Source organism: Brevibacillus formosus, from assembly GCF_003013405.1.
GTDB classification, from domain to species: domain Bacteria; phylum Bacillota; class Bacilli; order Brevibacillales; family Brevibacillaceae; genus Brevibacillus; species Brevibacillus formosus.
On the sequence record NZ_PXZL01000030.1, the window covers coordinates 141,716 to 157,773 of the forward strand.

Here is a 16,058-nt window from a genome sequence, read left to right on the forward strand (position 1 = left end):
CTATCGGATATCCGAATCACGTTCTCGCAAGGCGAATACTTGTTGTAGAAATTGACTAGTGAGAGACCTCAACTTATCGACAGCGGTTTCCAAATCGGAACGCTTCAACATTTTTTCTTTGTATAAGCTAAGGGCATAGCGATTCACCACGTTATTGGAAGTCTGCAAAATCTCCTCCGCCAGTTCGCGTACAGACTGATCCGCCTGAGGAATGTACCAGTCCAATAATGTTTCGATCCACAGTTCTTTCCCGCCTAATTGAACGTAGAGCTCGTTTAAATTCGCTTCATGAAAATAATTGTCTGGCTGCTCCGAAAGTGACAGCAATAGTGAAAGCTCACGGCCAACTTGCTGTTTACTCTCGACCGCTTTTAGCAAACGCAGCAACTCCTGCTCCGCGCTCTCACGTAAGCTTGCTTCGTCATCTGAAACGCGATCGAGCACCATGATCAACCGGGAATGAGGCTCTAGATTTGCATAAATCTCCTCTAGCGTTTGATACGTTGTGAAAAATTTATCGTACTGGATTCGTTGAGCTTGCCCGCGCGTCAAATGATTGTGATTAATGATCGTATAAACCTGCTTGTCATGATCGTAGCCAGTGATGACGGTGAGATGATCCGTATGTTCCTTCTGGTATTGCGGCGTGTAAAAGGTGTAGTACTCGTCAAACGCAACCATTACTGGCTTGCCTTGATCCAAGTGGTGAATGATCGACTCATGCAATTCATCCAGACGAGCGACAGGCACGAGCTTGACCCGATAGCCAAATTTGTAAAGCATCTCCTCATCCGACAAATATCCCATAACCTCAGCATGTTCCCGATACGAATAGGGGTACCCCTCAGCGTCAAGCTGATAGCCGCGTTTTAACCCGAGAAAAAGCTTAAAATACGGAATCAGATGGGCATCCTGCTCCTCCATTAATAAAGCGAGACCGCGATCATAACAATTCCATTGACGCCAGGATAAATGACTGACATCGGCATACGAGCTGCGTTTGATTTGCGTACCATGCAATGATTTTGTGCTTTGCTGCTGAACAGTTTGGATTGCAGTAGCAGCCGCCTCTGCTTTCGCAACCTGTTCAACTTCATGCCCAGCCGCATCAAGATAGGCAGCAAAATCGGAAATCGTCAAATGGGTAAGCAGGTCTTGTACTCCTACTTCTCGATTCATCCGCTTCGAGATTTCGGTGATCATTTTAATCGCGATGATCGAGTCCCCGCCCAGATCGTAAAAATTGTCATGGACATCTACTTCTTCAAGCCCTAGAACATATCCCCAAATGTGAGCCAGCTCTTGTTCTAAAACCGTGTAGGTATCATGTTTTCTCCCACGTACCACCACGTTTGGCAACTTCGCTTCTCCAGATTTTTGCGGTCTACCATTGTCTTTTTCTCTCGCGGCATGCTCACCAAGAGAAGGAAGAGAAGAGATGTCCAGCCAACAACGTTTACGCTCAAACGGATAAACAGGGAGGTGTACGCGGCGCGGCTTTTTAAACGTATACATGGTACTCCAACGTACATCTGCCCCGCTCACATACAATTCACCCAGCTCTTTCAGATCAGACAACTCTTTGCTTTGCGCCAACAAAAGCTTTTGCAAAAGCGCATTGGCAGCCTTATTCATCTCTTGTTGTTCAGCCTCAGTCAGTATCCCAGGCTCTCTATCAGCTGTTTCCTGTGAGGTAACCTTGTGCCAGCCAAAGAAAATATCAGGTTCAGAAAGTGTTGTCCAATCGCTCGCGCACAACTTGGAGATTTTTGCGGCAAAATCGTCCATGTCTCTGCAAATCAGCAGCAATCGGTAGCCGTAGTGACTGCGGCCCGTATTTGCGGTAAAACTGAGACTTTCCAATGTCGGGAGTTCTTCCACAGGCTTGCTGGTCCACTTCTGAAAGCGGAGCAGCAGATTGAGCAAGCTCGCCTTGCTTTTAGCGGATAGAGCGATAGCCTGAATCCCTTCGTCTTGCTTGGGAGGCTGAATGAGTGGAGCTTCCTCTACTACGAGGTGCACATTCGTTCCACTCATCCCAAACGAACTGATTCCAGCCCGCCGAACGCTTTGCTCTGGTTCCCACTCTGTCAATGTGTCATGGATGTAAATAGGAGATTGTTCAAAAGGAATCATCCGATTTGCGCGCTGAAAGTGCAAATGCGGTGGTATCTGCTTTTGTTTAAGAGACAGGATCACCTTGAAAAGACCAGCCATCCCCGCTACGTGATCAGTGTGACCGATGTTCGTCTTTACGGAGCCAATCCCGCAAAATTGGCGCCGGTTTGTGAATGGGCGAAACGCTCTCTCCAGCCCGTCCATCTCCATCGGATCGCCCAGCTTGGTACCTATGCTGTGCACCTCGATATAGGAAAGGGTTTCGGGATCAATCTGCGCGTCTTTCCATGCCTGCTGAATCACTTCGGCTTGTGCCAATGAATTTGGCGCTGTCAGACCGAAAGAATGGCCGTCTTGATTGGCGGCGCTCCCCTTGATTACGGCATAAATCGAATCCCCGTCTGCAAGAGCCTTTGTCAACGGTTTCAGCAAAACGGCGCCAACGCCTTCACCGACACCCGTACCGTCTGAATCATTGTCAAAAGGACGAGTACGCCCAGATTGTGATAAAATTCCCAAATCATTGCTTCCATCTTGTAAGGACAGCAAGATGAGCTTGACACCGCCGGCCAGCGCCATCTCACATTCTCCTCGACGAATCGCTTGGCATGCCAGATGAACAGCCATCAGCGACGAGGAGCACGAAGTATCCACAAGCATGCTCGGACCTTTGAGATCCAACAGGTAGGAGATGCGAGAAGCGATCACCGATTTCATATTGCCAATAATTGAGGTGGACAGCGCATCTGGTTCTATCTCCCGAATCATTCGTCTATACTCTTCACCAAAATCACTACTAAACCCCAGATAGACACCCGTACGGCTTCCCGCCAGCATTGTTCCACCATACCCGGCGTCTTCAATCGCCTCCCAGCATGTCAGCAAAAATAAGCGCTGATTTGGGTCCATCTGGCTGGCTTCCTTAGGAGAAAGTCCGAAGAATTGCGGATCGAATTTATCAATTTCATTCAGGTAGGCAGCTTCTCGAAATTGAATTTGTTCCATTGTCAACCCTTTGGCGAGTAACAATGGAATCAAATCGTTCTGGCGTTCTTTAGGAAGCTCTCGTACGCAATCTTGACCAGCTTGCAACAGACGCCAAAAGTCTGCTGGGTTTTCTGCACTTCCGAATCTGCAAGCAGCACCAATCACCGCAATCTCGTGTTGATTGGGTTTGCTAGCTGTTGAATGAGCATCCGTCTGCTGTTTATTCAGTTTGACTCGGTTAAGTCCTAATGGCTTGCTCACTGCATTCTTCCTCCTTGGATCCTCTGCTCACCTGATTCTGCTTAGCTTGCTTGCCATTCGTTGCTGATCTCAGGAAATCGCTGTTGCAGATCTGGTTTGCTGGTCAGCTGTTCAAAGCGCATGGCTTGTTCCGCGTCTGGAGCTTTTTTTGTTTGCAAGATCAAACGAAGCAGAGAAACAGCTTCGCGCACATCCCCATAGCCCCCCTCTTTTTCTCCTTGTTCCAGCTGTTGCCTCAGTTGTTGTAGTGCTTGATAGGGAGCAATCACCCCTTGCTGGTACGCTTCTTCATCGAGACTGCGGTTTTTCGTGCAAACGGCAATCGCAATGCAAGAATCGACCAGTTGGGCAATGGCTGCTTGATTACGGGCTTTGGCATCCTGAAGCTCTTGCTGATAACGATTGATCTCCCCCTGCTTGTCAAAGGCAAAGGCGCGAAGGGGATATCCTTTGGCCAAATTTGTCAGCACATTTTTGGGACCGAGCTCAATTACGGTATTCGCTCCCTGCTTTACCAAGTAATCCATCGTGGATTGCCAGCGAACAGGGCTGGTAGTCTGGTCTGTGAGCAAATCAACAATTTGATCAGCATGGACATATGGTTGTGCTGTCACATTGGAAATCACAGGCCATTTGGGATCGCAGTACGTGTATCGCTTCAGTTCCTCATTTAATTGTTCGGCTGCTTGCACCATGAGTGGCGAATGGAAAGGCGCACTCACCTTGAGGCTGACAACGGAAGTCGAGCCATGCTGCTTGCACGCTTCTTCAACTTGCCGAACCGCATGTGCATGTCCGGAGATAACGATCTGATCAGCGGAGTTATGGTTGGCGACCACGACGATCGCACCATCACGAGAATGTTCCCGACAAATCTCTTCAACAAGTTGAGCATTCAACCCGAAGATTGCAGACATGGCTCCGACACCCTGCGGCGTAGCTGCCTGCATGAACTGACCTCGCCGATAGACTAGGCGGACGGCATCTGCAAACTGGATGGCACCGGCGCAAGTCAGGGCCGTAAACTCGCCCAAACTGTGACCAGCCACCCATTGTGGTTCGATGTCCAATTCGTTTGAATAAACGCGGAAGGCAGCGACACTTGCCGTCAGGATTGCTGGCTGTGCGTGCTCTGTTTTGGTCAGTTCTTGTACATCCCCTGCAAAACAAAGTGTTTGCAGGTTAAATCCAAGCGCATCACTTGCTTCTTCAAAGGTGCGAGCCGCAATGGGATGGGCCTCACATAATGCTTGGCCCATTCCAACATATTGCGAACCTTGTCCCGGGAATAAGAGTGCGATTTTGTCCATTTTTGATCACCCTTCTTTACGTCATATATTCATTCACTAGCATCCTGAGCAATTGCTGGTAATCCTGCGTCATCTCCGTGACTTTTTCTACGCGGAGGCAATCAGGGTCGAATACACACACGATATCAATCACGTCTTTTCCTTCCTTGATCCAGAAGGTAAGCTCATGTTCGTGGTGTGTGAATGATGCATCGGTAAACTCATTGACACTGCCGAAGAATGGAATGATGGTTCCGTCGTTGCGATCCATCCGCAATTTTTTCAGCCACAACGAGGCTTCCCCCGTCATGTTCTCGAGGAACTGTCGTTTCTGCTGCACCTGCTTGAATAGATCAAAGAAGGTGTTGACCGCTGACATGCTCACCCTGAATGGATAGGCATTCATCTGCAGCTCCTTGCCGACAGCCACTTCCATATAAAGATCCTGCTGCCCTGTCAGTTCCGCCATGAGGTATAGATACATCGAAAACAAAACGTCTCTCACCTCAACAGCCTCCATTTGACTTACCTGCTGGACATTTTCAAACAGATCATCAGTAAGCGAGAATTGCACCCAGTTTATACCTGCATTCGCTTCTTCACTAGCCCAATACTGAGGCGGCAACTCTATCAGCGAGACACCATCCAACTCCTTCAACCAATAAGTGGTTGTATCGGTTTCCTCTTGTTCATCTGCCAAGTCTAAAGCGGTATTCTTCAAAAAGTTGGTTAGACCAAACAGCGTAGGATGGGCGAACAAATCGGCAATCCGAACCCGTCCAGGGTAAAGCTCTTCAAGCTTGGCATGAACTTGCACCAGTAAAAGCGAATTACCGCCTATTTGGAAGAAGTTATCCTGCATACCGACCGTTTCACGTTTAAGCACTTCCCGCCATATGCCTGCCACCTGTTCTTCCAATCTGGTAGCCGGGGCTTGATATTCGGTGTGCTTGTCTTGGAGAGCATCAGGCTCTGGCAATGATTTGCGATCCAGTTTTCCGTTTGGTGTCAGCGGCCACATACTCATATGCGTATAGAAATGTGGAATCATGTAATCGGGTAAACTTTTGCTCAGCATCGCTCGCAATTCATCACTGTCGAACGTTTGCGGTCCCATATAGTAGGCAGCCAGGTAAGGATTGCTGGCGGTATCTCGCACACTGACCACCGCTTCCGTAATATCCGGATGCTGACAAAGGGCACTTTCAATCTCACCCAATTCAATTCGATAACCGCGTACTTTACACTGAAAGTCAGATCGTCCCACGTATTCAATACGCCCGTCCGGCAGCCATCTCGCGAGATCACCTGTTTTGTACATACGTTGACCAGGTTGAAACGGATTAGGAATATAGCGCTCAGCCGTCAGTGTTGGCTGACCGAAGTAGCCTCTCGTGACCCCATCTCCTGCAATGTAAAGATCGCCAGTGATCTTCATCGGCTGTACTTGCAGATGCTCATCAAGGATGTAGACTTGTGTATTGGGCAACGGCGCACCAATCGATACTTCCTCTGCGTCAGTCAAGTCCTGCACCGTAGACCAAATCGTTGTTTCAGTCGGACCGTACAGATTGTAAAGTCTCGCCTTGGTCTGTGTGCGAAGCCGGTGGAACAAAGACGCTGAAAGGGCTTCTCCTCCAATCAGGATCGCTTTCAGGCAGTCAAGTGCATGCAAGTTGCTCTTCTCTTCCAGCATGAGCTGTAGACGGGATGGAGTCAGTTGAAGAAACGTGATTTCTTCCTGCAAAATCAACTCCTTGAGCACCTGCGGGTCTGCTTGCTGCTGTTCGGTTGCAATGACCACGGTCATCCCTTTCGTCAACGGTACAATCGTTTCAAGCAGAAAAATATCAAACGAAATCGTCGTCACAGCAAGCATTTTGTCTGCGCTGGCAAAATCGATGTGTTCCCCGATTCCTGAGCAGAAGTTCATCAAATTGCCGTGCTCAACCATAACGCCTTTAGGCTTGCCTGTAGAACCCGATGTGTAAATGACATAGGCGAGATCGCCAGGTGCAGCCTGTGGCGGAAGATTTGAGTCATCTTCCGTCTCCACCCGAGAATCGTTTACGTCCAGTCGGACAACACTTCCCCACTGCTTCTCTGCCAGAGAATCGTGGGTTAAGACGAGGCGAGTCATGCTGTTTTCCAAAACATAGGAGATGCGTTCTTCTGGATAGTGCGGATCAATCGGAACAAAGGCAGCCCCCGCTTTCAAGATCGCCAAGAGTCCAACCATCATTTCCACAGAGCGATTCATTAAAAGACCGACGCAAGTATCAGCAGTGACACCGTGTTGCTTGATCAAACGGGCTACTTGGTTTGCTCGCTTATTTAAATTTGCATAAGTGACTTTCTCATCTCCGCACGATACAGCTACCGCGTTCGGGTGAGCTTCCGCTACTTCCTCAAAGAGCTGGACGATTGTTTTTTCACGAGAGTATTTCACACTCGTGTCATTCCACTGCTCAACCAGCAGCAAGCGTTCATCTGCTGCTAGCATGGACACCTTGCCGATTAACTGTTCAGGATCTTCCACCATCTGCTCCAGAATCTTTTGGAAGTGTGTGGACATCGACGCGATCGTCTCTTTGCTGAACAGCTTGCTGCTGTATTCGATATCGACAATCAGGCGCTGTTCTCGTTCAATGATGTCAAAGGTCAGATCAAACTGGGCAGAGCGCTGTTCAAAAGGATAAGGAGAGAGCGTCAACCCATTCGCACTCATGCTTCCCTTTGCGTCGCCGGTATTTTGCAAAATGAACATCACATCAAACAGCGGGTTTCGCGCCGTATCTTTCGGCAGCGTCAGACGATCCACCAGCATTTCGAACGGATAGTCCGCATGAGAGAGCGCAGCCAATGCCCGTTCCTTTACTTCCTGAAGGAAATCCGCCACGGTTCGATCGCTTCGCGGGAAGTTTCTCATCGCCAGTGTGTTCAGAAAGACACCTACGATGTTTTCCAGGTCTGCATGGTGACGGCCAGCCACTGGCGATCCAATGATAATGTCTTCTTCGCCAGCGTATTTCGACAACATAATGGTGAGCGCTCCGAGTAACGTCATGTACAGGGTCGACCCATTGTTTTTTGCCAATGCCAGTATCTTCTCTGTCATCTCTTGAGGAATCTCAAAGGTCAGAACATCTCCCTCGAAGCTCTGAACCGACGGTCGAGGGTAGTCTGTAGGCAGATTAAGCACAGGAAGTTCTCCACCCAGCTCTCCCTGCCAGAATTTCTCCTGAGCAGCAAATACCCCATTGCCAAGTTGTTCTGTTTGCCATACGCTGTAGTCTTTATATTGAATCCGCAGCTCGGGCAACTCGAGTCCCTGATACAATTGGAAAAACTCGCGGATCAAAATGTTAATGGATACACCATCGGAAACAATGTGATGCATGTCGAACAGCAACAAATGTTTGTTCACATCAATGCGAATGAGCATACCGCGAACAAGCGGCGCTTTTGACAAGTCAAATGGTTGGATGAATTGTTCGACCGTTCTCCTGGCCTCGTTCTCGTCGACTTCACTATACGCCAACGTAAAATCTACGCTCGGGTGAACGGTTTGCATTAAAGCTCCATCCACGATGGAAAATGAAGTGCGCAACGACTCATGACGCTGAACCAATGAGACAAATGCACGTTCGAAAGCCTCTCTGTCCAGCTCTCCTTCAAGCATCATGACTGTAGGGATGTTGTAGGCAACTGCCCCTTCCTGCATTTGTTCCAGCACATAAATTCTTTGCTGAGACGAGGTGGCAGGGTAAGCATCCCGACGCTCTGCTACAGGAATCGTTGACACAGCTGTTTCTTCGTTCGGAGCCATCAACAACGCCAATTGACGAATCGTCGGTGTCTGAAACAGGTCGGTGATCGTCATCTCCTTTTGCAACTGCTTGGTGACACGGGAAACGATGCCGATTGCCAAAAGAGAATCCCCACCCAGTCTGAAAAAGTCGTCGTCGATGCTCAGTTCGGTGTAACCCAGAACATCAGACCAAATCTGACCTAAAGCAAGCTCCAGAGAAGTATAGTGATCGCCTTCCTCCCTGCCAGACAAAACAACACGGTTTTGCATGGTCACTGCGGGTGGTGCTTCGCGTTCTTCATAAGACATTCCGCTTGAAAATATCGAATCTCCTAGCTTTACTTTCAGAGACGGTGCCCATTCCTTCAGCACTTTCAAATCAAATTGCCCAATGATCAGGTGCTCAGTTTGGCAAGACAACGATGCATCAAATGCTTGAATGGCTCCATCCATCGGCATGTATCCGATAAAACCAGGACCTGTTATCCCTTCAAACGCATACCAGTTCAAAGCTATCGTTGGTTTTCCCGTTCGACTGCGAGCTGCACTATAGCCATCCAGGAAGCAGTTGGATGAGACATAGTCGCTTCCAGTCGCTCCACCCCAAATCGAAGCAAGTGATGAGAAGATCACAAAGAAATCCAAATGCTCCGGTTCAGCTATCTGATCGAGTATGACTGTGCCCGCCATCTTCGCTTTCAAACCATTTTGAAAATCGGAAAACTTCTTCGTCTGAATCGTCTCGAAGGTGATATGCGCCGCGGATTGGATAATGCCGTTAATCGGTCCGTAACGGGCTCGAACCTGCTCGGAAATATCCTCCATCTGCTGACGGTTGGACACGTCGGCTGCATAGCAGACTACCTGCGCTCCCATTTCCTCTAGCTCAAGCAGCGCTTTCAGCTTTCGTGCCTCAGCAGCACTGCAGTCTGGATGCTGTAATCGCTCTTGCCACTCGTGGTTAGGTGGAAGTGGCGAACGATTAATCAACACCAGCGTCACATTTTTTTGAGCGGCCAGATGCTTACTAAATGCCAGTCCCAGTTTTCCTGTACCTCCAGCGATCAAGTAAACGCCATTTTCGCGTATCTCTACGGGCCGCTTCGGAATTTTATCGATATCGCAGCGATTCATCTCTGGTACGATGCGATTTCCTCTATAGGCAACTAATGTGTCATCCCGATTGCAGCGAATTTCCGCTAGAAGCTGACCAGCCAACTGCGAGACGGACAGCCCCTCTGTTGCTAGATCCAGGCTAAAGCATTGCAGTTTTGGATTTTCCTGCGAGATAACCTTTGCTAGACCGAACAAGGGTGCTTTTTCAGGATAGACAGGTCCGTTGTCATCTACTGCTTGCGCGTAGTTCGAGACGATCCGTAAATCTAGCACCTGCTTCAGATCCAGCTCAAGCAACACTTGTGTCAAATGAAACAGACTGTAAACTCCCAGGTGTTGCGCTGCTTCAAGAGCTTCAAGCTGTCCGAGATCATTCGGCTGCTGGGCACCCGAGGTCAAGCTCCATAAATGGATAATTCCAGTCAGCTTTTCCTTTTTGTCTCCAAGTCTCTCGAACACACGCCGCAGATCTTCTGGCTGGCTGGGATCTAGGATAAACTCGTGGGAAGAAACGGAGGCAAAAGCCTCACCACTGCGAAGTCTGAACACTTCATGTCCTTCCGCTGCCATCGCGTCAGCCAGTGTTTCTCCTACACCGCCTTCATCTTGAAGCACCAGCCAGATCCCTAGACGCTGGGTCTGAGAATTGGTTGTCAGCTCTTTCGTTTGCCAATGGATCTGGTAGAGCCACTCCCGATACTCTTGTGGCGTATACGCTGAATGTCCGATCAATAAAGCTGAATCAGACAGATCACCCACCGCTGCTGACGACGGATAAATGGCAACAGATTGATAGTTCGTATCTCGTAGCGCCTTTTCCCAACGTAAGGCATCCATTAGTCTGGCTTGCGGTCTCAGATCGGTGTCTGCGTGCTGCCACCAGTCTGCGGATAACCCCCCGATGACATTTGCCGTTGAACGATTTTTCACGAGCTCGAACGCAAACAGCACACCTTGCTCTGCAAGCAACTGATGCAAAATCGATAAGGATGCCCGCACATCCCTAGCCCTGTGTATAGCGTTATTAGCGATGATCACATCGTATGCATGCAGATCGAAGCCTTGTTCGGCTGGGGCCTGCTCCATGTTGAACAAGCGGAACTGCACAAACGGGTATACTTCTTGGAACTCTTTTTCTGCATCTGCGAGAGACGATTGCGCACCATCCGTAAACACATAGGTGACATCTTTTTTCTCAATCCTCGGCAGCAATAAGCGCGTAAGACTGCTGGAACCACCTCCGAGCTCCAGAATGCGAACGGGACGGCTAAACGAATGGATGTATTGGGCAATTGTTTCCACTGCCATAAGTCCAGAAGGGTTTCCAAGAGTAATGCGATCCGCATATGACTTATATAAGTCACGAGTACCGTCGTTCGACATGAGTACATTCTGCCCTGTCATGATTGTTGAGTAATGGGCAAAACACGCTTTCAACTGGGTGAACGTATCACGCTCATTCGGATAGCGCTCCAGACAATCCTGATAAAACGCTTCGGTATCAAGACCCTCTGCATGTGCATATAGACGGTATTTTCCTTCAACGTGTTCAACCAGAGATGCCTTAACGGCAAGTTTAAGCATGAGCTGGAAGATATGTTCATTTCTTCCATCAAACCTTACAGCTTCACGCAATTCTTCCAGCGAATACGTTTGATCCTGCTTGTGGAACACGCCTAATTGAGTAAAGCATTCAAGCGATAACAAGCCGGAATAAAAAGTCTCATCCTCTTCCAGACCCGTTTGCTTTTTGACATTCACCTGATTCAGTAAGGTTTCCCCGAAAGTAAAGAAGGTGGAAGCAATTTTATGCACATCAGCTGTTTCGCCTGCATGAGCGGTCTCAGATGCAACAGCAATGGACCGTTCAACCGTGTCGTTTGCAGGTTGATCCGATTGCACCCAGTGTCGGGTTTTGGCAAAGGAATAGGTTGGCAAAGGTACCTTTTTCCATTTGACAGGACGATAGTATTCAAGCCAATTGATAGCCGCCCCTGTCACGTACTGTTTTGCCAATTCTACTGGATCAGAGCTGTCCATTTGCATGCTGATCGGCAATGTGCTTTCGCCACGGGATTTCAACTCCCCGTAGAACACCCGGTCGTCATCAACGAGCGGGGCACCATCCTGCGTTCGTTCTCCCGCGCACAAGCGATGGATCTTCTGCAAAAAGTCCTCTTTGCTGTTGATAATGAACGCAAGACGATACCGATAGTGTCCGCGCCCAATATTGGCAGTAGCACATATATCAAGAAGGGAATGCTCAGAAGGCGCTGATAAAAATCCTTGGTATTTCTCAAGTAAATCCCATAGTGACTCACTTGTTTTGGCAGATAACGCAATGAGGTAATCGCCAGATTCTGAGACGGCTGTCGCCTCGCGCCCAGGAGGCTCTTCCAATATGACGTGGGCGTTTGTCCCGCTCAAACCGAATGCGCTTACGCCGGCTCTCCTCACTGGTTGGTCCGCCTCTACATCCCAAGCCTTTAGCACATCATTGATATAAACAGGCGAATCAATAAAAGGAATCAAGGTATTCGGCCGTTTCACATGCAGCGTCGGCGGAATCTGGCGATGCTTCATCATCAGAACCGTTTTAATGATCCCGGCCACACCTGATGCCGCTATCGTGTGCCCGATATTGCTTTTGACCGAGCCTATTGCGCAAAATTGCTTACGTTTTGAAACTTTCCGAAAGGCATGCATGATCCCCTCAATCTCAACAGGGTCGCCTAATCTTGTCCCTGTCCCATGTGCCTCAATATAGGAGATGCTCTCTGGATTGATTCGCGCCCGCTCCCACGTAGTTCGCAACAAAGCAGACTGAGAAATCGCATTGGGCGCGGTAATACTGGTAGAACGACCATCACAATTGACCGCGGTGCTTTTGATCACCGCATGAATATAATCATTGTCCTTGACTGCTTGCTCGTAGGATTTCAAAAGAACAGCGCCAAGACCTTCTCCCCATACTGTTCCATCAGCAAAGTCATCAAATGCTTTGGTTTTGCGGTCTACGGAAACGATGCCAAAGTCTGTATCTTGTTGAATCGGAAACAGGGAAAGGTTAACTCCGCCTACGAGAGCCATTCTACAATCGTTATTTCCAATGGCCTGACACGCTTGATGCAGAGCGACCAAGGAGGAAGAGCAAGATGTATTAATCAATTGGCTCGGACCTGACAGATTCAGCAAATAGGAAATTCGTGAAGCGATAATTGCTGCAACGTTGCCAGCCAGCGAAGACGAATCAACGTTTTTCAACACACGCTGGTATTGGGATTCATTGTCACAATACCCCAAGAATACGCCCGTAGGTGAACCGCTGATCATCTTCTCGCTATACCCGGCATGTTCAAATGTTTCCCATGCCAACTCGAGAAACATCCGCTGATAAGGATCCATGGTTCGAGCCTCTGCAGGTGAGATCTCGAAAAACGCATGATCAAATAAATCCACGTGATCGAGATATCCCATTCGCTCATACTTAAAATCTTTGCCGTTTAAAAATTCTCTCGCTACCCTCTCGACGTCTGGACGCCTTGCAGCAGGGATTTCACCGATTGAATCGTGTCCCTGTTTCAAATTGTTCCAGTATTCTTCGAGGCTGCTGGCTCCGGGAAAACGACAAGCCATACCGATGATCGCGATATCTTGGCGTGTATTTACGTTGGCAGAGGACAGTTCCTTCAGTAAAGGAAGTGCTTCCTTCTCTTGCAGTCGATGAGCAGCCACTTGCTCCAAGATGTATTTTTTTAGCAAACTCATCCTAGATCCCCTTCCTTTTATCGATCAGTTCGGCACCCTTGTCTACGGAGAGAACTCCCTCCTTGACCTCCCTCAGCAATTCCAGAAGGGATTCATCATCATCGCTTTGATCTTCCATAGATGCAAACTGGTCCTGTTTTCTTTGTTCGAGAAAATCCACAAACATGGCAATCGTATAGTAGGAAAACAAATGCGCTACGCTAATCTCGCTATCCACTTGTTTTACAATTTGCGCATGCATTTTAAGTAACAGCAGGGAATTCCCTCCCAGTTGGAAAAAGCTGTCGTGTACCCCCACTTTTTCAATTCCCAAAATTTCTTTCCAGATGGTAACCAGCTGTTCTTCCATCTCGTTTCGTGGGGCTACATATTCAGCATCAGACGCCTGTTGCTCATCCACTTCTGGCAGTAGCTTGCGATTGATCTTGCCCCCTGCGGTCAAAGGCATTTTTTCAATGCTGACAAAAAAGGATGGGATCATGTGATCGGGAAGCCGTTCACTGAGATAACCACGCAAGTCACTTGCGGTCAATTCCTGAGCATTCGATACGTAGTACGCGCACAATCGAGCCTTCTCTTCTTGAAATAGCACGGCACACTCTTTAACAAGCGGGTGGGACAACAGAACCTCATCAATCTCGCCCAGCTCAATTCGATGCCCGCGTACTTTTACCTGATGATCGATGCGACCGCAGAACTTGATATTGCCATTAGGAAGATAACGCCCAAGGTCGCCTGTCCGATAAAGCTTTTGATAACCAATTTCCGGATAAGGGTTGTCAACAAAGCTGGCTGCTGTTTTCTCAGGATCGTGCAAGTAACCGTGCCCTAAGCACAAGCCAGTTATATAAATCTCCCCTTGATGTCCCGCCGGAACAAGTTTGCGATTTGAATCCAGCAGCAAAATTTTCGTATTGGCTATCGGCTTTCCAATCGGTATCGGTCCCTCATGGGTATGGTCGATCTCAAAGTAGACGACTCCAATAGACGTCTCCGTCGGACCGTACAGATTCGTGATACGAACGTGGGGAAATCGCTGAAGAAACAGATGCACGGTGTGAGCCGTGATTTCCTCTCCGCCCAAAATCAGGTGGCGAATCGAAGAAAGTGAATCATGTATGTCCATCCGTGTTTCCATTTGATCCACCAGCAGGTTAAATACCGACGGAACAAAGTCCGTAATTGTAATCAGATAGGTTGAAATGGCGTGCAACACTTGATCGAGCGTCATCTCGAATTCAGGTATCGGCAGTACCGTACGGCCACCATGCAGGAGCGGCCAGAATAGTTGCCAGACCGAACTGTCGTAGTGATGGGGAGTCGTCTGGAAAATGGCGTCCTGTTCCGTGCAACCGTAATGTTCATCCATCCAGCGAAACCGATTGAAAATACCGATATGAGGTACGACTGCTCCTTTTGGTTTGCCAGTGGAACCAGATGTATAGATCACATAGATCGGATCGTCCGCATTTACCTGGACATTTAAGTCCCCTTCTTCCCGGATATCGTCCGCATCGACGATTACAGCACGTGTCCATTGCACGAATGACGGTTCCTGGCGTATTTCTGGCCCAATCAGCGTCACCGGACAATCCAATTCATCCAAAAGCTGCTTTTTCCGTTCACTCGGACTTTGCACGTCTAGCGGGACAAATGCCGCACCTGTTTTCATCACAGCTAGCAGGGAAATAACCAAATTCAAGCTACGATTCATCAAGACCGGAACATAGCTCCCTCTTCCAATGCCACTCTCCTTCAGCATGCGTGCAAGGCAATTGGCTTTTCCATTAAGTTGAGCGTAGGTAATGGTTTTGTTGCCAAACACTGCTGCTGTTAGATGAGGCGTCCGCGCTGCTTGTTCCTCGATCAGTTGATGGATCGGCTTGGGAGCAGAATGAGGAACGTCCGTTTGATTGCGGGTGTACAACAGATCTGTCCGCTCTGCTTCTGACAACATATCGATTGTGCGCACCAACCGTTTGGGATCGACGACCACTTCACGAAGAATTTGTTGATAATGGCTGATCATCCGTTCGATGACAGCCTGTTGGAACTGCTCGCCCGCATACCGTACGCGTCCGGTAATTCCATCTTCTGTTTGCTTGAATGCAAATACCACTTGCAGAGACAAACCTTCTAAAGCAGCAATATCTTGCATGTTTTCTAGTACGAAGGCTGTATCCAGCAGTGTCTTCAGGTCCGTGTCGGATAGATCAAGCCATTGCATCATTTGCGAAAACGGATAGTTCTGATGCTCCATTGCCTCTTTGACCAGCTGCTTACCCTCTTTCGCCACTTCTGCAAAAGTAGCTTCTTGATGCATCCGTACACGCAGCGGCAGCACCCGATTCCAAGCATTAGGGGGAAGCGGATTCTGAAAGACGGGCGTGAGAATGATCATGTCGTCTGTCTGCTTATACCGATTCAGCATGATTTGATACGTCGAGAGAAGGAACAGGTAGAGCTTCATCGGATGATGATCGCAATGGGCCGCAACGGCAGCGTTCAAATCATCTGGGAGGACAAAAGTTATTTCTTTTGTCTCCTTCTCCCCATCGCCTTCCTTCTCCGTCCCTACGGTTGGAAGGAGGGAGAGCGTCCACTCCCCCTGTAACTTCTCTTGCCAGTACTGCTCCTCCCGGCTAAATTTCCGACTGGTTAGCAGAATGTTTTGCGAAATAGTAGTCTCCATATGCCCTCCCCCTCTT

The 16,058-nt window shown here is 48.7% G+C and carries 4 protein-coding genes; all 4 read right to left on the reverse strand.

The window, feature by feature from the left end; all coding sequences use genetic code 11:
• From C7R91_RS23435 to edeJ, 4 genes are read right to left on the reverse strand one after another with little or no spacing between them, the layout of a single operon-like run.
• Window positions 1-3,366, reverse strand: coding sequence for a beta-ketoacyl synthase N-terminal-like domain-containing protein (locus tag C7R91_RS23435; RefSeq protein WP_047067464.1), 3,366 nt, complete (start codon window positions 3,364-3,366; stop codon window positions 1-3).
• Window positions 3,367-3,407: 41 nt separating this feature from the next.
• On the reverse strand, window positions 3,408-4,676 hold the full coding sequence (fabD, locus tag C7R91_RS23440) for an ACP S-malonyltransferase (protein WP_047067466.1): 1,269 nt from the start codon (window positions 4,674-4,676) through the stop codon (window positions 3,408-3,410).
• Between the two features lie 16 nt (window positions 4,677-4,692).
• Window positions 4,693-13,350, reverse strand: coding sequence for an edeine biosynthesis hybrid PKS-NRPS EdeI (edeI, locus tag C7R91_RS23445; protein WP_047067468.1), 8,658 nt, complete (start codon window positions 13,348-13,350; stop codon window positions 4,693-4,695).
• A 1-nt stretch (window position 13,351) separates the two neighbouring features.
• On the reverse strand, window positions 13,352-16,042 hold the full coding sequence (edeJ, locus tag C7R91_RS23450) for an edeine non-ribosomal peptide synthetase EdeJ (protein ID WP_047067470.1): 2,691 nt from the start codon (window positions 16,040-16,042) through the stop codon (window positions 13,352-13,354).
• Window positions 16,043-16,058: the final 16 nt, after the last annotated feature.

What these genes read in the sequence shown, in the direction of transcription:
- edeJ (WP_047067470.1), bottom strand. Translation starts at nt 16,042, where the DNA reads ATGGAGACTACTATTTCGCAAAACATTCTGCTAACCAGTCGGAAATTT.
- edeI (WP_047067468.1), bottom strand. Translation starts at nt 13,350, where the DNA reads ATGAGTTTGCTAAAAAAATACATCTTGGAGCAAGTGGCTGCTCATCGA.
- fabD (WP_047067466.1), bottom strand. Translation starts at nt 4,676, where the DNA reads ATGGACAAAATCGCACTCTTATTCCCGGGACAAGGTTCGCAATATGTT.